We start from the raw sequence: 20,907 nt of genomic DNA on the forward strand, positions 1-20,907 counted from the left end.
GTAGGCCCGACGGTACCCTAGCCGGCGGCCCGCTCGGTTACGAACTGCTCGAACCGCGCGGGCCAACGATCATGCATCCCGCGCTGCTTGCAATGAGGTCGGCAGCGTCGATTGCTGCTGCGCCAAAATCGCTGCCGCGTCTGGTCCGTCAGCCACTTCCCTGGAAAACCGGCTGATATCGCGTACGATCTCGTCTGGGGCGTTGGTCATGCGGAACTCTTCAGACATCAGCAAGGCGCCTCGGCGATACCTATCGGTATCAAGAACAGCGCGCACGGCTGCGCGCAGGGCCTCAGGTGCCGGCGTGTTTGTCTTGAGATCAATCCCGACCTCGGACCACCCCACGCGCATATTCACATCGGCCTTGTCTTCAGTCAGCCCGGCGCACACCAATGGAATGCCAAAGCTCATGGCCTGGTTGACGCTGCCATAGCCGCCGTTCGTGACGAAAACGTCCGTCCTGGGCAGGATCCACTCGAATGGTAGATAGCTGGCCAGGCGCGCATTGGCTGGGATCGGACCGGGGATAGCCTCCACTGGCCGTCCACCAGCCGTGACAACAACGAGGAGGTCTGGCTCGTCGGCCAGCGCAGCTAGGGTCGGCACGATCAGGAGGTTGAAATCGTGATTTGCGACCGTTCCTTGAGTGACGAGCACCACCTTGCGCTTACCGTCCAAGTCTGCCGCCCATGGCGGAAGCGGTGCCTGGTTTGGTATGATGGGCAGAGTGCCAATGTACTTGACGGAACTCGGTAGCGTCCGAGGTAATTCAAAACTTGGCACCGTTAGCTGCCAGTAGACGTCGGCGAGCCTCACCATCGCTTCAAATGGCGGACTTGCAAGCGAACCCAGGCCCAGACGTTCCAGACATCCATTCAAGCGGTGCGCAAGCGGTTGATGGACGATCCTGTCGTGTTCCTGAATGATTGCGGCATGTTGGGTCGGGCTGGCTGCGGGTGGCAAGCCGAGAAAGTCGGGCGCTCCGTCCTCGCGCGGCAAATGCAGTATGGAGGTGCCAAAGCACAGGACGGGCGGTCGAGTTGATCGAGGCTTAAGGAGCGTCGGCAACAGCCCGAGGAAGCAGTCGTCCCCAACGACAACGTCGGCCGGAACATCCCTTAGCACCTGCTCTAATGCTCGGTGCTGCGCAGGAATGTGGTCGACGAACAATCGTTCGAGAATGACGCGAAGCAGCTCCAACCCAGGAGGCAGCGTCTTGAATTCAGGATATTTCGAAAACGGATCGACAACGTCTTGATCTGCGCTGGCAGGAATCGGGCGGAACGTCGCTCCGATCGCCTCGACACGCTCTTGAAACGCGCGTCCAGTGAATGCAAGCACTTCGTGGCCCTCGGCCAAGAGAATTCGCGCGAGCCCAAGCATCGGATTGACATGCCCCGGCGCTGGCGTTGTGGCGATGACGATTTTCATTGATCCTGCTTCTCCCGCCGCCCAAGAGGAGCGGCTACTCGGGTATGACTGCAGCCGACCGACTGCAATGAGAGATTTCATCCGCCCCATTGCAGTTCGGTGTCGGATCGCGGCGATCGCGCTACGTTCGTCATCATCATGCATGTTCACGTAGCGATCCGGAAATTTGTCCTACACACGATGGAGCATCGTTACAGGCTGTGCTCGTCATGCCTGGATCGTTGCAGGAATCTGCGCGAGCCGCGACTGATGGCCATGCTGCCCGCGAGCATTTGGCTTGGATCAAAAATGTACAAGCTCCCGATATTCGTGATCTGGAGACTCCGCTGAACTGCAGTTCTTGAATAAGGAAGCTGCAGGAAGGTCACTCGGTCTCAAAAGGAGGTGGATCTACATTGAGAGCAATTATTTCGATCGGTCTGCGAGAAGCAGAGTTCTGGAGCATGGGAAACTGAAATGGCGCTTTTGATAGAAGTTAGAAGTGTGGCACGTCTCGCAAACCGTAATGCGGATGTAATCGTTCGTGCTGGCCTCGACATCTCACCGGCGGAGGTCGAAAGCGCTTTGCTCACGCATCCAATGGTGAAGGATGCGGCGGCGTTTGGTGCGCCGGATCCGGTGTTAGGGCAACGTGTGGCGGCGGTTGTCGAGCTAGAACACGAAGGTGACGATGCCATAATCGATGAGATCCTGGCGGCGGCCAGGGGGCGTCTCCCTGAACACAAACTTCCCGACTTACTGACCGCCGTTGACGCTGTGCCCCGCGACCCTTTCGGGAACATCGATCGTAAAGCCCTGGCAAGGGCTATTCTCGGAATACCGAGTCAGAGGAAGTGCGATTGACGAACGGGGCTGGAGCGGCACAAGACAATGTTCAAGTGACCGGGGCTCCATCAGGTCCGAGTATCGATTTCTGCTGCACACAGATCAACACGAACTTTTGGCAAGTGCCTCCGTTCTGGTTCGAGAGTTGGAATACCGGCGAAGAGTGCCAGCCCCACCCTGCTCGGAGCGAATGATCGGCTTCTTCACTCGAGTCGGAAGGGCTCTAACGCTATTATTCAGCACAGCGGGTTGCAAGGATCGATCCATCGATCGTCGATACGTATCGATGGTTCATCCGAAGCCGTCGGGTTGGATTCCATCGCCTCGTTCAAGCGCCTTGCCGATTTCGAAGATCGCGAGTGCAAGGGCGCCGAACTCGCTAAATGCCGCTAGTCACTCCCATGTTCGCTTTGGTGGCAGCTCGATCAAGGTTGGGCTACTCTCCACGGCAGAATGCATGAAATTTGTCAGACTGACCGGAGCTGCCACGGTTCAGTGCTTCGTACCTTCTGAGAAATGCGGTGCTGGCGTCAGGATGCTACTCGCTGTCTCTGAGAGATTTGACGGACGACCAGCACTGTCAAGAGGGCGGCCACACTGAAGAGCGCTGCGACCCGGCCGAGGTACACAACGGCTCCGTCAGCGACAACCATCGCCCCAACTGCTGCTCCTGTAGCGCTGCCCAAATAGATGGCCGATGAGTTTAGTGACAGACTGACGGATGCCAACGTCGGCGCGAGAGCCACTAGCCTAGCTTGTTGTGCGGTCATCGTCCCCCAGCTGGCCGCCCCCCAAACAAGCACGGCGGGCAGAAGTACGAAGATGGCTTTACTCGACGGGAGCCCGGGAGCGAGCGAGAGTACGGCGTAGGCGAACAGTGTCAGGCTGCATCCAATCAAAACTGTAAAGCCTGCCCCCCACCTGTCAGTGCTGGCGCCGCCAAGCCATGCACCGATCGCACTGGCAACTCCGAATGCCAAGAATACCACGATAAGGCCGGCAGAGCTAATACCCGCTGTCTCTACCAGAAAGACGCTAAGATAGGTGTACATCGTAAAGGTGCTCGCCACCGTCAAGACGCTCGTCGCCAACACCGCCAACATATCGGGTCGCTTGGCGAGCGCGAAGCGTTCGGCAAGCGTCGAGATGATGCCGGGCTGCTGGCGCGGCATTCGGGTTAAGATCCCGACCAGGGAAACGACTGCCAGCCCGGCCACGCTTGCGAAGGTGGCGCGCCACCCAAATCTTGCGCCGATCAGCACGCCCAGCGGGACGCCAGCGATGATTGCCAGGGTGAGCCCGTTTGTGACGACAGAGAGGGCGCGGCCCCGTCGCTCGCTGCCTCCAACGGCAGCGGCATATCCGCTGGCTGCAGGCATGAAGCCAGCTGCTGAGAATGCCAGTAATAGGCGTGCCAACAGCAGACCGGTGTAGTCCGGGGTCATTGCGGCGAACACATTTGCGAGGCCAAAACATAGCATCGCAGCGGCGAGAAGACTTCGTCGCTCGAGCGAGGCGGTCAGCACTGCAATGACCGGGGCGCCCAGTGCGTAAGCGCACGAGAACACCGTGACGAGATGTCCTGCAGCCGGGAGACCGACGTTCAAGTCCCGTGCGAGATCGGGCAGCAATCCCGCGATCATGAAGCCCTCAGTGCCGATGGAAAAGGCGCCGAGCGTTAGCCAAAGAAGTCTACTGTGAGACACTTAGATGTCCCTTGAAGGAATTATGTTGAGAGGCTGCCGAAAGCCGAGGAGATTGAGATGACGCGTCCTGGAGCCGCAGGTCGTGGCCAAGCATATTGTTCGCGGGCCACGGCTCCGCAATCTTTTCAACTCATTCGTTTGAGGCGAAGCGGTCCGCCCCCGCCCAGTACGAACCTGAAGCGCCTAGCTCGGCCAAGGCGCACCATGAATCCGCGTACACGCGTTTGGCTTGCGAAATGAAGGGTCGTGATACTCGATGTAATCGAAATTTACCGTTCCAAACGTCGTCTGAGGCTTCTTCAGTGCCGAGCACGTCTGAACCTTCACAAATTCGTTCTTGAAATCGCCGCGCGGCAAAGCGGTTATGACTTTGTCGCGTTGCTCTGGGGTGTACTCGTCGTATCCAATCCCAACGACGTCCACCAAGACCCCGGCATTGGTGAGAGCGATTTCTGGTCGCATGAATTGCGGGATACCTGGAGTGGTGTGCAAAGCGATAGCTTCCCAGACCAGATTGACTTGTGGGTCAGGTATGCCATGGCTTCTAAGGAAATCGCGAGCCGCGTCTGCACCATCGACTTCAAATCGATTCGTCTGAGTATGATACGGGTCGACTAGTCCAAGGTCGTGAAAGAGCGCCGCTACGTAGAGCAGTTCGGAGTCAAACTTCACGTTCTGGCGCACTCCTCTCATTGCCCCAAACACAAATACTCGCACCGAGTGATTGAACAACATTTCACTCTCGTGCTGCTTCACCAGCTCGGCGGCCTCGCGTGCGATCTTGCTATCGGGGATCTTGATCCCGGAAATCTCGTCGGCCATGCCGAACACCTCTTAGCTTTTCGTTGGTATATGGATCACTTGCCCGAAGGCGTCCGTCTGATCAGGCCGGAGCTCTCCCGTCGGTGTAGATAGACTGCCCTCCGACTGCTTTGAAGATCCGACTCGTGTGAAGATCTTGCAGGTGGATATTCGAATTGATGCATTTGGAATGAGGTGGCTGAAGCTAACGTGCTTGCTATCCGCCGCCGGTTGCCCGAACCAGTCTAGACGCGCCGCCATTTGCGGCGGTTCTTATCCCGTACGAATCCCTTACGATGTACTATCCAGCATCACAAACGCGCGCCGTTGATCGCCGAAGAATTTCGTGCAACCATTGATGAGAAGGGTCGTCCTCAAGACGTTCATGCCAGAGCAGCCGAACCTCGAGCGAATTTGTCGCGTAGGGTAACTCGTGGATTGCAACTGCATACGTCCGCTCGAACGCGTTGGCCAGCGGACGGGGCACGATCGCTGCAAGATCGCTGCCTTCGATCAGGGCCGGCAACGCGAGAAAATGTGGCAGAGTAATCGCCATTCGCGGCAGCTGGTCGCTCTCGCCGAGCATCTTCTCAAGCGCTGCACGATCGTACATTTCGGATCGCCGAGCCAGGCCGCGCTCGGAAATGAACCCTTCAACTGCGCCTTCTTGCTCTCCGCCAAAGGAGACCACAACGAGTGACAGCTGTTCGAGTGTGGCTTTATCGATGTGTTCGAGCTTGTTGCTTCCGCCAACAATCAGAACGTCGTCGTATTTGAACAGCGGCGCGGTCCGAAAACGGCTCGGGGGAGAAGAGAACACGCCTATTGCGACATCTATGCGACCGAGATCGAGTTGCTCGGCGAGATCAATTCGCGTCACCGGCTTGATGACAAGATCAATCGAGGGCGCTTCACGATGAAGCAGCTTCAAGAGAGGAGGGCCCAGCACGTGAGTGGTGAAGTCGTTTGCGGCGAGAGTGAACAGCTTGGTCGATACGGCTGGATTGAACGTGGGTAACTCGATAGCCGCCTCAAGGGTGCGTAGTGCCTCGCGTACCTGAGATGCCATAGCCAGTGCGCGGGAAGTCGGCTGCATTCCGGCAGCCGTTCTCACAAATAGGTCATCGTCCAGCATCTCTCGCAGTCTTGCCAATGAATGGCTAACGGCGGATTGGCTCAGCGCGAGCTTCTGACTTGCACGCAGAACGCTTCGTTCCTGCATGACAGCATCGAACACCTTCAGAAGGTTCAGGTCCAAAGTATTAAACGATAGCGCCACGGCTGCATTTCCTGTCATGGGCGAGGCTTCCACCTTGCCCTGAGCGGATTTAATTAATCCCAACCGAACCCAAGCACAATCGAAGCCTTAGTCGCCGCTCACCTTCGCGAGCTACGTTCAGCTTAGAATAGGACGCGGCCGTCGTGTACGAGTGAGCTGCGAGACCACCGGCCCAGACCACGCTTTTCGGACGTGTTTGGCATCGGCGAGCCAATCATAAAATCAAAAACTAGGATGACCCCTCGGAGCTGTGGCCGATGCTTTGGTCTCGATTTCGCCCGGCCCCGGCAAAAGCGTCCTCATGGTACTGCTACCTCGCACTGCAGCTCCGTTGCGTTGTTGCGTGGCCGCGAAGGAAGCTGCTCTATTCGCGCGAATCCACCCGAAGCACAACTTTACCTCTTGGGTGCGAAATGTGGCCATCGAGCATCATGTGCGCCTTTCGCGCATCTGACAGCGGAAGCACCGTGCCCACTTCCGGCTTTAACTCGCCGCGGTCGATGAGCTCGGCAATTCGGTTCAACCTCTCAGTCGTTACTCCCACGAGAAAGAATTCCGCAACCACATTGCGATCCGCAGCCAATTGTTGATTTGGCTGAGATACTGTCGAAATCAGTTTTCCGCCTTTGCGGATGACCTCGAAGGAACGTAGTTGCGTTTCCCCGCCGACGAGGTCAACGACTGCATCGATTTCCCGGAATTCGTCTTCGAAGCGCTGCCTTCGATAGTCAATGACCTGAGCCGTACCAAGACTGCGCAGGTATTCGGTATCGCCGCTTGCCGCTGTTGCGACGACACGGATTTCCGCTCGGTGAGCTAACTGCACCGCGTAGCTGCCGACGCTTCCCGCGGCTCCATGAATGAGCACCGTCTGGCCAGATTTCAATCGCGCATAATCGAAAAGAGCCTGCCAAGCAGTCACCGCAACGACGGGGACCGATGCTGCTTGAATAGGCGAAAGCGACGTCGGCCGTTTAGCTAACGTCGAAACGGATGCAACCGCGTACTCGGCATAAGCACCGAGAAACTGCGTGTTGGTTACGCCGAACACCTCGTCACCGACGGCCAGGTTGACGGGCCCTGAGCCCAGCTCAAGCACTTCTCCAGCCAGGTCAGACCCCAATGTCAGCGGGAGAGGTTGGGGCAAAGCACTCCGACCGGATCGTATCCATGAGTCCCAAGGCCCTACACCTGCTGCATGCACCTTCAAGAGTACATCGCCGGAGCCCGGGCTCGGTCGGGGAACGGTTTCGAAAGTCATATTTTCCGGCGAGCCGAAGGCGTGCACGCGCCACGCTTTCATCTCCATCGGCGGCGTACGACGCGCGGCGTTGTCTACCATGTTTGGCTCCAATTCTTGCAAGTCGGTCATCTTCCAATCGGATGCGGCCACCTTGCTTGATACCATCAATGCAAGGCCGGTCAGGCCAAGCGGTGCCGCCCGTCTATGCCGACTCCGCCTCGTGAGCTGAGATGCGGAGCCGGATCACAGTCGCGCTTAGACGATGGATCCAGAAGGTCCGTCGCAGCAATACGATTGAGATCGTTCAATTGGTCCTCTGCAGACGCGACCAAGTTGAGGCTGGCTACAAGTCGCAATAAATTGTCATATGCGCGATCAGCAACCGATATTGGAACCGGTTCTTCATCGAAGGCTTCGATGTAGCGTGCTGCCGGCAGGCTTAGCAGCGTATACAGGGCTTTGTGGTTCGGCTCATCAGCAGCGAGTGTTGTGAGCTTCTGCCGGAAGAGCTGAAATGTTTGCAATCCGTGGTGCTGTCCCGAAAGCCAATCATACAGGTCATTCATCCGACGCTTCTCCGGCTTATGTGGAAGAAGCCGCCAGTGTCTAAAGCACGCCTGTTTGAAAGTTAAATGGCATTTGCGCAGCCATGCCATGAACAGAGATCAGGTCACAAAGTCGGAAGATCCGGGTCTGGTGGCGAGCGCGACGCAGTACGGTCTCAGCAGTTACCTAACCTGCGTCTGGCTCATTCTACTACTGAGAGACTTTCACTTCCATAGACGCACATGCCGGCTAATGAAGAACCTGAAATCTTCTTTCGGTCGGGTGCGGGGAACGCAAGCCCAGAAGGACAATCATGAATGTAGCCCCGGACCGGTGAGCCTTCGTTCGTATTGCGCCATGCTGAAAGCCGAGACAATCGATAGCGCCGATGGCGGATTCATCACAGGAGCACGGAATGCTATCATCTCGATCGATTGCTGTGCGCTTTGCCAAAGCGGCCGCCATCACCGTATGTGTCTCGGCTCCCGCAAAGGCGTCTACGCAAGACCAGGCAGATAATGCGGTACCCGTTACTTGTTGCCTGCCTCAGAGGGCGGCCGAAATGACCGGCTCGATCGTCAAGATCGCAGCCTTGCAGTCATCCCAAATGCCACTTTCTGGACCGGCGGTCAACGCAACGGTCGGAGCTGCGATGTCCGATAGTCCGTCTGAGAGCGTAAAGCCGATCTTCCGTCGCCAGCTCCCTAACTTGCCTGACAGAGAATTGATCGCAGTGCTCGTGAATTACCCGCCTGCTGCAAGGTCTCGGTCTCATCACCATGCAAGCTCCGCCTTCATCTATGCTTACGTACTCTCCGGTGAGATCCGAAGCGCTGTCGGTGACGAGCCTGCTCGAATTTACCGGGCTGGCGAGAGTTTCTATGAAGAGCCGGGAGCGCACCATGTGGTGAGCGAAAACGCAAGCGATTCCGAGCCCGCCAGCCTTTTGGCCGTGTTTGTCGTCAGGGCCGGCGACCAACCTCTCACCGCGCCTGACGCTGAGAGTGGCAAGTAGGGACACTCGAGCAGCGGGCCTATCAGTCATCCGCATCATCGGCGCACGGGACATTTCTTCGTGGCAAAAATGCGGAATGAGGTTTCAATTGAAATCAGAATCTGGAGCAGAGTAGCGCACTCGTAGCGATACAGGTTTATCATCAATTCTAGGTACGGCGCGGACGGGCCGCGTAGACAAGTAGGATTCGGTGCTATGACAATGCACGCGAAGATGGCGCAGGACAATGAAAGGGATGAGGTCGAGTGCTCCAACGGCACATTGGCCTCGAACTTGATAACGGATCTGAGAGCGTACTGGACAAGCGAAGTCGTAGTAAGAAATGCGACGCGATCGTTGGCTCGCCTGGATGATTGCACACTGCGCAATCTCGGGCTTCCGCATCGTGAGATGATCGAATTCACTGTGCGATACTGCCTCCAATGCTAGCAGACGCGTCTGTCAAAGGCCTGGGCGGCTCGACCATCCTCCGCTGGCAAGACAGGGAAAAGCGGGTTGCTCTATTTCCGAGGCAGGCGCCGCGTCGCACAAAAAGTCGTTGATGGTCAGCTCACCCACCGTCTGCTTATCCACCCATACCCAAGGCCGACAGATATGATTCCTGATATCTTAAGGAGAATAGAAGCGTACAAGCGCGAAGAGATTGAGCAAGCCAAGCGCGCGCATCCATTCGCAGAGATGCTGGCGCGTGCAACATCTGCAGTACCCGCCAGAGGCTTTGTCTCGGCCATTCGTATGAAGCACGCGGCACGGGAACATGCGTTGATTGCGGAGATCAAGAAGGCGTCTCCGTCCAAAGGCCTCATCCGAGAGGATTTTGATCCCTTCGCTTTAGCTCAAGCCTACGAAGCAGGTGGTGCCGCTTGCGTCTCCGTTTTGACCGATAGGCCGTCCTTTGAGGGCGAGCTGGAATTCATGGCCTTGGCTCGCGCGGCGACCCCTCTGCCGGTGCTTCGCAAGGACTTCATGTTTGATGTCTATCAAGTGGTGGAGGCGCGCGCCCATGGTGCGGACTGCGTTTTGCTGATAATGGCCGCCCTTGACAATGGCGCCGCAAGGGAGCTCGAAGCGGCGGCCTTCCAGCTGGGCATGGATGTGCTAATCGAAATACATGATCGCGCCGAGCTCGACAGAGCCTTGCGCCTAAAGTCACCGATGATTGGGATTAATCACCGAAACCTCCGCACGTTCGAAACCTCGCTCGCGATCAGCGAGGAGTTGGCCCCGCACGTCCCTAAGGATCGGTTGATCGTCGGCGAAAGCGGGATTTTCACCGCAGATGATATCGCCCGTCTTGCGCGGATAGGCATATCAACCTTCCTGGTCGGAGAAAGTCTGATGCGCCAAACCAATGTAGCCGAAGCAACGCGAGCTTTGCTGAGCCCGTCGGGCGATTGATCTGCCACTGGAAGGGAGGTGTTCGGCTGGCGAGATCGTTGCAGGCGACATGAGCGGGCGGGGCCTTTCAACCGCTCTCATCGTAGGCAGATATCCAGACGGGCCCCGATGGCAGGAGCAACGATCGGGCCGACCAAGGTGCGACCGACTGACAGGGACGAGCTATTCGTGAAATCCATTGCAACAACTTGACGCTCGCAGGCAGACGCTGACATGCATGGTCGTCGAAGACGACGTGACGATGCGGCAACTGGTCACGAACTATCTGGAAGAGAATGGCATCCGCACAACCTCGGCGTCGCAACGACAGGAAGTGCTCGGAAGCCTTGCGCGGCACGGGCCGGATATCGTCGTTCTCGATCTTCGCCTTGGATACGAGGATGGTCTAGACTTGTTGCGCGAGATCCGAGCGCAATCTGATGTGCCAGTCATCATTGTGACTGGTCATCGGCGGGACGAGATCGACCGAGTGGTGGGGCTGGAACTGGGAGCCGACGACTATCTAACAAAGCCGTTTGGCCTGCGAGAACTCCTCGCGCGAATCAGAGCAGTTCTCAGGCGCCGAGACGCGGTCCCGGCTAAATGGGATGAGAAGGGCCTTTGGCGCTTTGGCGCCTGGCACCTTGATCGGCGAACTCGACGTCTGACCAACTCTTGCGGCGAACACACTCCACTCTCGAAGGGCGAGTACGCGTTGCTAACAGCGTTCCTTGATGCACCACAGAGGCCGCTCTCTCGCGAATACCTTCTGCAGGCAACCCGTGTCCACGAGGATATCTACGACCGGAGTATAGATGTGCAGGTACTTCGACTGCGACGCAAGCTCGAAGTCGACCCTAGCGCGCCCGCCATAATCCGGACCGAGCGGGGTGTGGGGTATGTCTTTGCTTTGGCCGTGGAGCGGCTCTAGCTGGAGTGGAAGTGAATAGGCCGCGAAAGACTGAGTTCTGCGAAGGGACCTGTTGCCGATGTAGCCGTCTTTTGGCGCGCGGTAATCCTTGGAAAACACAGGACTCGCAGAGTCTGTACATCCGGATGGTAGGAGAGAGATATGCGGGCAGATTTTAGGTTTGTTCGTCGCTCGACAGCAGAGGGCTTGCGGAAACTGACGAAGGCCAATCCGACCATCTCACGGCTGCCACATCGTCGATCACGGTCAAAAGTATTGTCAACCTGGAGTGTGGAGGCAGGTCGAGCCCAGTTATCGGTACAATTGTTAAATTTTTCTTGTCGGTATGGGTGCTTCGCTGCGGGCCCTCGTCCCTACCTGTTACTCGCAATCTGCTTGTCCGCGCTGGTCAATGTCGTTTTTGCTTCCGCCGAGCACATCTACGCGAGAGTCATCTCCAGCAAATGGATGCCTCGAGAGGGCAGAGAGGCCCCCTACCCAAAGCGGTGGGGCGCGTGAAAATGGTGATTTGGCGCAATCCGCAGATGCTCTTGATCCCCGTGATTGCGGTCGTCGCGCTATCAGCTTTGCTGGTCCACCTTGAGATCGCTCAGACGCCGCGAAGCGGAGGTTCTTTTTCTCCGGAGGTATGGCGGGACGCTGGTCCGATTACGCCCATTCCACCGCCTCCCCAAGCTGACGCGCGTAAATTGGCCTTGGGCGAGAGACTGTTTGGCGACGCCCGACTGTCCGCCGACGAACGGCTTTCCTGCGCCAGCTGCCATGATCTTACGAAGAATGGAGCTTACCCCGATCAGAGGCAGTTGGAAGGATCCAGGCATCTCGACATACCGACTGTGTTCAACGCCGCATTGAGCTATCGCCTTACATGGGAGGGAAATACACGCAGTCTTTCCGAGCAGGCCGCGGCGTCGATAGCTGACGCCTCGGGCATGCACAGCACTATCGAAGAAGCGGTTTCGAAACTGAGAGCAGATAGGGCCCTGAGCGAAGCATTCCGCGCGGCATATGGAAGCTCCATCAATAGCGAGAGTGTTCTAGATGCGCTTGCGACGTTTGAGGGGTCGCTGCTTACGCCTGGCAGCCGCTTCGACCGATGGCTTCAGGGCGACGCATCAGCTCTCACCCCAGACGAAATCCAGGGCTATCGTACGTTCAACGAGCTTGGCTGCAGTTCGTGCCATCAAGGGGTCACCGTCGGAGCCAATTTGGTTACGCGCCAGGGGATCTTCGTGCCCCTCGTGTTATCTGGGCCCAGGCAGGTTCGTGTCCCTAGTCTGCGCAATGTGGAAGTAACCGGTCCGTATTTTCATGATGGCAGCGCACCGACCCTCGAGAACGCCGTCCAACGAATGGCCGCCGCCCAACTCGATCGCATATTGACCGACGATCAGGTCGGCTCGGTCGTAGCGTTCCTGAAGACCTTAACAGGGAACTTCAGGGGCAGGCCAGTCGCGAGCAGCGCGCCATGAGCTTCGCTCGCTCGGTAACTATCGTTGTCGGCCTTCTACTGCTGCTCACCTGGCTATCATGGCGTGCAATCAACCCTCACGCGGAGCAGTTCGATCGGGCGCTGGACGAACTCGATCACCTCGGACTCGTTCAGGATACCCTATACCGCGATCTTCTTGCGACGCGTATCGGTCTATTGCGAAACTACGACCCGCTTGTGAATGAGATAAATGCATTACGTCATTCAGTCGCTCACCTGCAGGAGATCGGGTCATTCGATGGGCAGACCGGGGACGCGATAAGCCATTTAAGCACATCGATTGATCGGGAGGAGCAACTCGTGGAATCGTTCAAGCGCGAGAACGCGGTCCTTCGTAACTCGCTGTCATTCTTTGCCAGGTTTGCGACCCGTTCAGAGTCGCGCGAGCTGGATGTTGCGATCGGCGCTGCTGCGACAGCAATTCTTCACCTCTCTTTGGACACATCGCCTGACGCTGTTACCCAAGCGGCGATGCGGCTCGAGGATCTCAAGCGCCAAGCGGAGCGAACCGGACAATCTGTTGCAGTTCAGCCGCTACTGGCGCATGGAAGTCTACTGCACAGGCTCCTACCCTCGGTGGACACCTTGTTGAAGGAGGCGATGGTATTGGCCCAAAAGGCTGACCTGAACACCCTTCGCAGGCTGATCCAGCTGCGCCAACTCTCTTCCAGGAATGAGGCGCGATCTTACAGAGTCCTGCTATCTATCACGTCATTGGTGTTGCTGGCATTCCTTGTTCAGCTCGGAGTGCGTTTGAAAGCCCTTGTGAACGACCTCCACAGGCGAGTCAGCTTGGAGCACCTCCTCGCCGACGTTTCGATGCGGTTTGTAAACGCGGAGCCAGACGTCATCGACACACAGATCCAACACGCCATAGCGGAATTCGCACGTCATGTCGGCTGTCATCGGGCTTATCTCGTGGTGCCGGGATCGAGCGCGAATCCATACCTCTGGCAACGGACGGACGCGCCCTTTCCACCTGGCTGGCCGGAAGCGGCTCCGGAACTTGCAACACAAATGCGAGACGGTGAAGATCGTGCGGTCAGCGTCCGACAGGTGAGCCGTCTGCCTGCAGGGCGCAGCAAGTCTCTTCTGGAGGCATTCGGCATCAGTGGATGGACGTGCGCGACCGGCATTGATCGCGACGGGAGACTGATCGCGCTAGGCCTTGAGGTACTTTCTCGAGAAGGCTCGCTTCTCAAACCCGGAGAACTCGTCTTACTGCGGATGTTGCTGGACACATTTATCCACGCGATCGACCGCAGGTCTGTTGAGGAGGAGCGTGTCCGTCTACACAGGCGCGTGCAGCATGCGAGTCGGATGGAAAAGATCGGAACCTTTACGAGCGGGATCGCCCATAACTTCAACAATATCCTTGGAGGCATTTTGGGACATGCCGAGATGATGGAAGAGCTAATTGGGGGCCAAGCGGATAAGGCGCATCATCTCAGTGGCATGCGGAGAAGCGCGGAACGCGGGCGCGATCTGATCAGCCAAATCTTGGTGTTCGGTCGATACCGCGAGATCCGCCGGGTGCCAGTCAGCATTGTTGATCTGATCGAGGAGACGATCTCGCTTTTACGACTGTCGTTAGCCACAGGAGTTGAATTGAAGATGACGTCGAGTGCTTGCGATGCGATTGTCCATGGAGAGGCTGCTCAGTTGCAGCAGGTCCTCATGAATCTCTGCCGGAACGCTGCGAGCGCAATGGCAGGCGCGGGCCCTATTCAAGTCGATGCCGAACTTCGCCAAATTGCGAGCGCGAGTTTCCTCAGCCACGATGAGATCGAGTCCGGCGATTATGTCAGGATTTCCGTGGTTGACGCGGGAGTGGGGATGGATGGGACCGTACTCGATCGGCTATTTGAACCGTTCTTCACAACGAAGCCAGATGGCAATGGGCTCGGGCTTGCCACAGTACGCGAGATCGTCCGCGAACACGGTGGTGGGATCAATGTTGAGAGCCTCCCGGGTGAGGGAAGCAGGTTTGAGGTTTGGTTGCCTGCCAGCGTCTCCACTACGCCGGCCGGTCCGTCAGCTAAAGAGCGGGTGAAGGCTCACATCCCCGGCCAAGGGGAGGTCGTCATGGTCATAGGGCCTGACAAGGATCGGTTGCTTGGAGAAGAGGAGAAGCTTGCCGCATTGGGCTACGAAGCGGTAGGGTTTTTGACGGCAGAGGCGGCAATACGAGCATGCCAGGCGTGCCCGGATCGCTTCGACTTCGTGGTGGTGGGGCAACTTGGCTCTTTGGATTACTCCCTTGAAGTCGCCAACGACCTCCACGAGGCGCTCCCTGCCACACCGATTATTGTTGCAGCGAGGTCTTCATCCGACATAGACGCCGACAAACTGTTGGCTGCCGGTATCTCAGACGTGGTGCGCTGGCCGATGCTTACAGAAGAGATCGCGGCCGCCCTGTCTCAGTTCTCAAATGCCGGCGGACCAGCTGGCCCAGTTGGGCGGACGATTGCCCCGAGATCCGCTATCCGTCCCAGCTTGAATGCCGAATGACGCTGCAGAGAATGCGGTTCACGACGATGCGCCACTGAGTTCGACCTCGGTCATTCGCGTCCTGAATACAGTGCACTTGCATCTAGGCGGTCGACCTGCGTTGCTGGCCGTTCCTCCCTGACTCGTGCCCGTCGCGCCTTGGACGCGACGGGCGGCTTTTTGGCGAGAGCTCGGAAAAAATATGGCGCTGCAGTTGACTGCAATCACGTCATCTCGCCAGTGAAGGAGTTTCACTTCCGACTATGCCGATGAAGGCGCATACCGCGGCGACGAGGTGAACAACCAAAGAGGAGTTGAGATGGGCACCGCACTAGGAACCAGAAGTGCTTCTGCTGTCATTGGTGTCGAGCAAAGCCTTCCGTCGGACGTTGTCGTTGATATCAGCGGTGCGCTGACAAACTTAGTTGCAGACGTGTTCGCGTTGTATCTGAAAACCAAGAACTTTCATTGGCACATGTCGGGGCCCCACTTTCGGGACTATCACCTGCTGCTGGACGAGCAAGCCGACCAGGTGTTCGCGATGGTCGATGCGGTGGCTGAACGATGCCGCAAAATCGGCGGTCAGACGATCCGGTCGGTGGGCGAAGTCGCCCGCCGGCAGCGGCTTAAGGACTCTGATGTCCAGGAGCTCTCCCCAGGTGCGATGCTGAGCGAGTTGCGGGCTGACAACGTCCGGCTCCGGGAATTTATGCTGCATGCTCATGCTCTCTGCGAGCGACACGAAGATGTTGCGTCCGCAAGCGCGCTAGAGAATTGGATCGACGAGGCCGAAAAGCGAATCTGGTTCCTGTTTGAATGTTCCCGCAACTGAGCGGCACAAAAGGGGCGATACATGATAGACGTTCGTCGCAGGGATCTTCTTGCGGGGGCAGCCACTCTGCTGTTCACCGTAACCGGTGTCAGAGCTGCGACAATAGCTGGTCGACTGCCCTGGGCCCCAAATGCTGGCGCTCCACCGCGGCCTTTCAAATTGGGGCCCTGGGAATTCTTTACCGGCGACGAGGGCCGCGCAATGGAGGCACTTGCCGACACCATCATTCCGTCAGACTTACAGACGCCGGGTGGAAAGGATGCGGGCTGCGCTGTCTTCATCGACCGCCAGTTGGCAGGACCCTACGGCAGGCAGGAGGGGCTTTATCAGCGGCCGCCGTTTCTGTCTGGCGCCAAAAATCAGGGCCATCAGTCGGACATCGGACCAGCAGAAACTTACAGGGCCGGGCTGGCTGCGATTGATAGCGTCTGCAAGGAACGTTACGGCGGAAGAGCGTTCGCCGATCTTCCTGCTGACGAACGGATCGTGTTCCTGGAAGCTATAGAAGCCGGCGAACTGAAGCTTCAAGGCGTCGATGGAAAGTCGTTCTTCGAACAGACAGTCAAGGACGTACAGATGGGGTTCTTTGCAGACCCAATCTATGGCGGAAACCGAGACATGGCTGGATGGAAAATGATTGGGTACCCTGGCGCCCGCTACAATTACCTCGACTGGGTCAATCGCCACAACGAGCGCTTTCCTCTCCCGCCAGTGGGGATTACCGGCAACGCCGAGTGGACGAGGTCGTAGCATGGTCAAAAGGCTTCCCAGAAAAGACGTCGTCGTTGTCGGTTTCGGTTGGACCGGGGCGATAATGGCGAACGAGCTCACTGACGAGGGGTTGGATGTCATTGCCATCGAGCGCGGTCCTTGGCGTGACGCCCCGACAGACTTTCCGCCAACCTACATGCAGGACGAGCTTCGCTATCGCATTCGCCACGAGCTGTTCCTGCGCCCAGATCAGCTAACATTCACATTTCGTAACAGGATGAGCCAGACTGCTCTTCCAATCCGGAGCTGGGGCGCTTTTATGCCGCCGAACGGTGTCGGCGGCGGCGGCGTCCATTGGAATGGCGAGATGTGGCGCTTTTTGCCGAGCGACTTCGTGCTGAAGACACACCTCACTGACCGCTATGGTAAGTCGTTTCTGCCGTCTGATATGACTATCCAGGATTGGGGCGTGACTTACGACGATCTTGAGCCGCATTACGACCGCTTCGAGTATCTTTGCGGCACGTCGGGCACCGCAGGAAATCTGGGGGGCGAAATTCAGGACGGCGGCAATCCGTTCGAGGGGCCGCGGTCACGTCCCTATCCGACTCCGGCGCAGCAACAGCCCTTCAGCCATACGTTATTCGGCAAAGCCGCCCGCGAGCTGGGCTATAAGCCATTTCCGCAGCCTTCCGGCAATCTTTCCCGGGCGTACACAAATCCATTGGGTATGCGGCTTGGACCATGCACTTATTGCGGGTTTTGCGAGTGGTTTGGCTGCAGCAACTATTCGAAAGCAAGTCCACAAACCACCATACTGCCATATCTCATTCGGAAGTCGAATTTCAGCCTGCGAGACAATTCGGAGGTAATTCGAATCAACCTCGACCGTGCAGGCAAGCATGCGACCGGCGTTACATTCGTGGACTCTAGCGGAGATGAGTGGGAGCAACCGGCGGATCTGGTGATCCTATCTGCGTATGCTTTGTTTAACGTCCAGCTTCTTCTGCATTCCAAGATCGGCCAACCCTACGACCCCGTCACGAACACGGGGGTCGTGGGGCGTAACTACACACACCAGACGGTGTCAACCGTGAATGGGTTTTTCGATAACAAGAAGTTCAATTTCAATCCGTTCATCGGGTCCGGGTCAATCGGCATGTGCATCGACGAATTCAATGGCGATAACTTCGATCATGGACCGCTTGGCTTCGTCGGAGGTGGCTATGTTGGGCAGGTGCAGACAGGTGCCCGTCCGATCGAGAGTACATTGGTGCCGCCAGGGACGCCCAAATGGGGAGTCGATTGGAAGAAGGCAGTCAAGGACAATTATCTCAGCACCGTGAAGCCTGGCGCCGGCGTGCACGGAAGCTTCTACGCCTACCGCGACATCTACCTCGATCTTGATCCGACCTATAAAGACCGCTTCGGACGTCCACTGATGCGGATTACGATAAATCTCAAGGAAAATGAGATCAAGCAAAATAAATTTCTGACCGACAAGTTTGCGGAAATCATCAAAACTATGGGAGCAGAGAAGCTGGCGGTCCAGTATCGCACAGGCCCCTATGATATCACGGCCTATCAGACGACGCACCTCAACGGCGGCGCAGTGATGGGCACCAACCCCAAGACCAGCGTTCTGAATCGGTATTTGCAGAGCTGGGACGTGCCAAACCTGTTTGTCATGGGCGCAAGCGCGTTTCCGCAGAACGCCGGCTACAATCCCACGCTCACGGTTGGGGCGCTTGCTTACTGGTCGGCCGCTGCGATCCGGAGTCAGTACCTTAAGAGCCCTGGAAGGCTCCTCGATGTATAGAGATCATCGCGCTCCAGCTTTCGGACTGGCAATCCTTCTTTCAGCCATCGTGGTCTGCGACGCATATGCCGGCTCGGCCGACCAGCAAGAATTCACTGTGATCGAACGAGGACGTTACCTCTCGACCCTATCGGACTGCGGCGGTTGTCATACGGTCCCCGGTGGCAAGCCATTCGCTGGTGGTCGCCCGATCGAAACGCCATTTGGAAACATTGTATCGCCCAATATTACACCGGACCTCGAGACTGGCATCGGGGCGTGGAGCGACAAGCAGTTTGATGACGCGCTCAGACGAGGCATCGGATGGACGGGAATGCATCTTTATCCGGCCATGCCTTACAATGCGTATAGTCGGATGTCGAGCGACGACGTTCTGGCCATTCGAGCCTATCTCGGCTCGCTCGAACCAGTCCGTCAATCGCGCAATCCGAATACGCTCCCGTTTCCGTTCAATGTCCGCTCTCTGATGGCAGTGTGGAACAAGCTCTACTTCACGGCCGCCGAATATGAGGCTGACCCAGAGAAATCGGAAGAATGGAATCGCGGCAAGTTCATTGTTGACGGGCCCGCGCATTGCGGCGCCTGTCATACACCGAAGACCATACTGGGAGGCGACCAGAAGGATAAGTACCTGCAGGGCGCGAATCTCCAGGGCTGGTCGGCACCAGATATTACGAATGACCCTCGTACAGGATTGGGCAGCTGGACAGCGGAGGACGTCGTGCTCTACTTAAAGACAGGACACAATCGCTTTTCTGCGGCGACCGGGCCGATGGCAGAAGCCGTCGAGCTCTCCACATCCAAGATGACGGATGCGGACACGATGGCGATAGCCAATTACTTGAAATCGCTGCCAGGCAAAGGTTCGGAGGGAAGGGCGCCCTCGTCAGCCGATGGCGACATGATGACCGCGGGCAAAGCTATCTATCGTGACCAGTGCTCCGCCTGTCACGGCATTGAAGGCAAAGGCGTCGCCTATCTCTTTCCTTCGCTTGGCGCGTCCGCGATAGCTCGCTCAGATGACCCCACCACAGTGATCCGGATATTGCTTCGGGGTGCGCGTAGCGTAAGCACCAAAGCCGAGCCGACCGCTCCAGGTATGCCATCGTACGGTGGACCGCTCGACGATCACCAGATCGCCGCGGTTCTCAATTACGTGAGAAATAGCTGGGGATCTGCTTCTCCTGCCATTGAAGCTAGGGATGTCACTCGAGTGCGGTCGCAGGTGACGTCGCGCGCCGACTAACCGAGGTTCAACGGCATCTCTCAGCGATGTCGATCGCAGCAAACGCGCAGGCGCTTCAAGTTAGACGAGTTCGCAACCCAATTCAGCTGGGTGGAACACGCTGATACTGACTTGGTACAATTCTCTCCAGCACCTTGGACGAACGACCTTTCGGCCGGCGCCGACCCGTTGCACGATCCAGTGACCTGGAAGTGGATTGATGGCCATTAAAGCGTCCCGACGATAAGTAACCGCATGTTTTCCGGTCTGAACAGACGAGCTTGGGAACAGAGCTGAGGCTGAAGCTCTAGCGTCTAGGTTTGACCGGCCCGGAAGAGGGTAGGCCGAACGTGATGTGTAGCGAAGGAGACGCTGTATCTGTCTTATTCGGACATTGCAGAGAAAGCTCGCGAGGGCATTGACGCCGCAGTCAATAGCGCGGGCAATTATGGAATCGCGCTGAGCCGGCAAGGACGCTCAATGGCCGTCGGATGAATAGTGGGATCCTGCGCGTCGAATGTTTGCGTTCTTTAGAAGTGGGCTTCACAATCGGGACCGCTCTCTTGTTTTAGTTTAGAGATTGGACCCATGGGCTATGTGCGGCCCAGCGCGGCGTTCACCTTGGCTGCACCACGAGTATAGCTGCACAAGATCACGCGTTCTCATCGTCATCAGCGCGCCGCTTTCGCGATGAACTAGGCGAACTGACAGCTTTTAACCATCCCGGTCAGCCGTCTGGCTTCGCATCGGTATGGGAGGCTATATCGCGGAGATGCAGCATACTCATGCATCGATTGCTGTTCTTTCACTTCCTTCTGGCTGTGGATAGCTCAGACTGTTTGCAGCTTGTTTCATTATCTGCCCCTTACTTGGTTAGCTGTCGCAAGCTCTGGAAGAGAGAAAGCCGTGAGACTCGAAAGTAGTTACCCATTTGCTGTTACGCTCGCTCGCTTGCGATCAACCCTTGAAGCCAGGGGCTTCAGGATCTTCGCCACTATCGATCACCGCGACGCAGCTCAGTCTGTCGAAATGGTTATGCCGCCGACAAGCGTGCTCATCTACGGTGATCCGCGCAGCGGCACTCCTCTGATGCTGAGCGCTCCGGACTTCGCGCTAGAGCTTCCGCTGCGGCTACTTGTCCGAGAGGGGGAGCATGGGAAAACCTATGTCACCTAAAATCCCGC

General features: G+C 57.3%; 17 protein-coding genes. 11 read left to right on the forward strand and 6 right to left on the reverse strand.

Annotation, left to right across the window (positions count from 1 at the left end):
• Positions 1-69: 69 nt before the first annotated feature.
• Positions 70-1,431, reverse strand: coding sequence for a nucleotide disphospho-sugar-binding domain-containing protein (locus tag IVB50_RS41705; protein ID WP_247300515.1), 1,362 nt, complete (start codon positions 1,429-1,431; stop codon positions 70-72).
• 456 nt (positions 1,432-1,887) lie between these two features.
• On the opposite strand from IVB50_RS41705, the gene IVB50_RS41710 reads away from it, so the two are divergent.
• On the forward strand, positions 1,888-2,274 hold the full coding sequence (locus IVB50_RS41710) for a hypothetical protein (RefSeq protein WP_247300518.1): 387 nt from the start codon (positions 1,888-1,890) through the stop codon (positions 2,272-2,274).
• A 512-nt stretch (positions 2,275-2,786) separates the two neighbouring features.
• Here the strand turns inward: IVB50_RS41710 and IVB50_RS41715 are convergent.
• The 5 genes from IVB50_RS41715 to IVB50_RS41735 form a co-directional block, all read right to left on the reverse strand.
• Positions 2,787-3,962: an MFS transporter gene (locus tag IVB50_RS41715; protein ID WP_247300520.1), complete on the reverse strand. Its 1,176-nt coding sequence runs from the start codon at positions 3,960-3,962 to the stop codon at positions 2,787-2,789.
• A 183-nt stretch (positions 3,963-4,145) separates the two neighbouring features.
• On the reverse strand, positions 4,146-4,784 hold the full coding sequence (locus IVB50_RS41720; RefSeq protein WP_247300522.1) for an HD domain-containing protein: 639 nt from the start codon (positions 4,782-4,784) through the stop codon (positions 4,146-4,148).
• A gap of 280 nt (positions 4,785-5,064) precedes the next feature.
• On the reverse strand, positions 5,065-6,060 hold the full coding sequence (locus tag IVB50_RS41725) for a LysR family transcriptional regulator (protein ID WP_247300524.1): 996 nt from the start codon (positions 6,058-6,060) through the stop codon (positions 5,065-5,067).
• A gap of 346 nt (positions 6,061-6,406) precedes the next feature.
• The gene (locus IVB50_RS41730; RefSeq protein ID WP_247300526.1) at positions 6,407-7,384 is read right to left on the reverse strand and encodes an NADP-dependent oxidoreductase; all 978 of its coding nucleotides are present in this window, start codon (positions 7,382-7,384) and stop codon (positions 6,407-6,409) included.
• Between the two features lie 80 nt (positions 7,385-7,464).
• Complete coding sequence (locus IVB50_RS41735; protein ID WP_346771322.1) at positions 7,465-7,851, reverse strand: hypothetical protein; 387 nt, start codon at positions 7,849-7,851, stop codon at positions 7,465-7,467.
• Between the two features lie 542 nt (positions 7,852-8,393).
• Between IVB50_RS41735 and IVB50_RS41740 the strand changes: the two genes are divergently transcribed.
• The 10 genes from IVB50_RS41740 to IVB50_RS42535 all read left to right on the forward strand — a co-directional run bounded on the left by IVB50_RS41740 (position 8,394) and on the right by IVB50_RS42535 (position 20,899).
• Complete coding sequence (locus IVB50_RS41740) at positions 8,394-8,846, forward strand: cupin domain-containing protein (protein WP_346771323.1); 453 nt, start codon at positions 8,394-8,396, stop codon at positions 8,844-8,846.
• Positions 8,847-9,443: 597 nt separating this feature from the next.
• Positions 9,444-10,244, forward strand: a complete 801-nt coding sequence (gene trpC / locus IVB50_RS41745; protein ID WP_247300611.1) for an indole-3-glycerol phosphate synthase TrpC — start codon at positions 9,444-9,446, stop codon at positions 10,242-10,244.
• Between the two features lie 217 nt (positions 10,245-10,461).
• Positions 10,462-11,154: a response regulator gene (locus IVB50_RS41750; protein WP_247300527.1), complete on the forward strand. Its 693-nt coding sequence runs from the start codon at positions 10,462-10,464 to the stop codon at positions 11,152-11,154.
• Between the two features lie 500 nt (positions 11,155-11,654).
• Positions 11,655-12,626, forward strand: a complete 972-nt coding sequence (locus IVB50_RS41755; RefSeq protein WP_247300612.1) for a cytochrome c peroxidase — start codon at positions 11,655-11,657, stop codon at positions 12,624-12,626.
• Positions 12,623-15,157, forward strand: coding sequence for a two-component system VirA-like sensor kinase (locus tag IVB50_RS41760; RefSeq protein ID WP_247300530.1), 2,535 nt, complete (start codon positions 12,623-12,625; stop codon positions 15,155-15,157). The genes IVB50_RS41755 and IVB50_RS41760 overlap by 4 nt, the downstream gene beginning before the upstream one ends.
• A 298-nt stretch (positions 15,158-15,455) precedes the next feature.
• Positions 15,456-15,968 (forward strand): DNA starvation/stationary phase protection protein, encoded by a 513-nt coding sequence (locus IVB50_RS41765; protein WP_247300531.1) that lies wholly within the window; start codon positions 15,456-15,458, stop codon positions 15,966-15,968.
• Positions 15,969-15,989: 21 nt separating this feature from the next.
• Positions 15,990-16,718, forward strand: a complete 729-nt coding sequence (locus IVB50_RS41770; protein WP_256465364.1) for a gluconate 2-dehydrogenase subunit 3 family protein — start codon at positions 15,990-15,992, stop codon at positions 16,716-16,718.
• A 1-nt stretch (position 16,719) separates the two neighbouring features.
• On the forward strand, positions 16,720-18,498 hold the full coding sequence (locus IVB50_RS41775; RefSeq protein WP_247300536.1) for a GMC family oxidoreductase: 1,779 nt from the start codon (positions 16,720-16,722) through the stop codon (positions 18,496-18,498).
• The gene (locus IVB50_RS41780) at positions 18,491-19,744 is read left to right on the forward strand and encodes a cytochrome c (RefSeq protein ID WP_247300546.1); all 1,254 of its coding nucleotides are present in this window, start codon (positions 18,491-18,493) and stop codon (positions 19,742-19,744) included. The genes IVB50_RS41775 and IVB50_RS41780 overlap by 8 nt, the downstream gene beginning before the upstream one ends.
• Before the next feature lie 885 nt (positions 19,745-20,629).
• On the forward strand, positions 20,630-20,899 hold the full coding sequence (locus IVB50_RS42535) for a DUF302 domain-containing protein (RefSeq protein WP_346771324.1): 270 nt from the start codon (positions 20,630-20,632) through the stop codon (positions 20,897-20,899).
• The last annotated feature ends 8 nt before the right edge of the window (positions 20,900-20,907 follow it).

Origin of the sequence: Bradyrhizobium sp. 87, assembly GCF_023073015.1 — a bacterium.
GTDB lineage: Bacteria > Pseudomonadota > Alphaproteobacteria > Rhizobiales > Xanthobacteraceae > Bradyrhizobium > Bradyrhizobium canariense_D.

Excerpts from the sequence above, each read along its gene's own strand:
- IVB50_RS41705 (WP_247300515.1), bottom strand. The coding sequence starts at position 1,431 with ATGAAAATCGTCATCGCCACAACGCCAGCGCCGGGGCATGTCAATCCG.
- IVB50_RS41710 (WP_247300518.1), top strand. The coding sequence starts at position 1,888 with ATGGCGCTTTTGATAGAAGTTAGAAGTGTGGCACGTCTCGCAAACCGT.
- IVB50_RS41720 (WP_247300522.1), bottom strand. The coding sequence starts at position 4,784 with ATGGCCGACGAGATTTCCGGGATCAAGATCCCCGATAGCAAGATCGCA.
- IVB50_RS41725 (WP_247300524.1), bottom strand. The coding sequence starts at position 6,060 with ATGACAGGAAATGCAGCCGTGGCGCTATCGTTTAATACTTTGGACCTG.
- IVB50_RS41730 (WP_247300526.1), bottom strand. The coding sequence starts at position 7,384 with ATGGTAGACAACGCCGCGCGTCGTACGCCGCCGATGGAGATGAAAGCG.
- IVB50_RS41735 (WP_346771322.1), bottom strand. The coding sequence starts at position 7,851 with ATGAATGACCTGTATGATTGGCTTTCGGGACAGCACCACGGATTGCAA.
- IVB50_RS41740 (WP_346771323.1), top strand. The coding sequence starts at position 8,394 with ATGACCGGCTCGATCGTCAAGATCGCAGCCTTGCAGTCATCCCAAATG.
- IVB50_RS41750 (WP_247300527.1), top strand. The coding sequence starts at position 10,462 with ATGGTCGTCGAAGACGACGTGACGATGCGGCAACTGGTCACGAACTAT.
- IVB50_RS41755 (WP_247300612.1), top strand. The coding sequence starts at position 11,655 with ATGGTGATTTGGCGCAATCCGCAGATGCTCTTGATCCCCGTGATTGCG.
- IVB50_RS41760 (WP_247300530.1), top strand. The coding sequence starts at position 12,623 with ATGAGCTTCGCTCGCTCGGTAACTATCGTTGTCGGCCTTCTACTGCTG.
- IVB50_RS41765 (WP_247300531.1), top strand. The coding sequence starts at position 15,456 with ATGGGCACCGCACTAGGAACCAGAAGTGCTTCTGCTGTCATTGGTGTC.
- IVB50_RS41770 (WP_256465364.1), top strand. The coding sequence starts at position 15,990 with ATGATAGACGTTCGTCGCAGGGATCTTCTTGCGGGGGCAGCCACTCTG.
- IVB50_RS41775 (WP_247300536.1), top strand. The coding sequence starts at position 16,720 with ATGGTCAAAAGGCTTCCCAGAAAAGACGTCGTCGTTGTCGGTTTCGGT.
- IVB50_RS41780 (WP_247300546.1), top strand. The coding sequence starts at position 18,491 with ATGTATAGAGATCATCGCGCTCCAGCTTTCGGACTGGCAATCCTTCTT.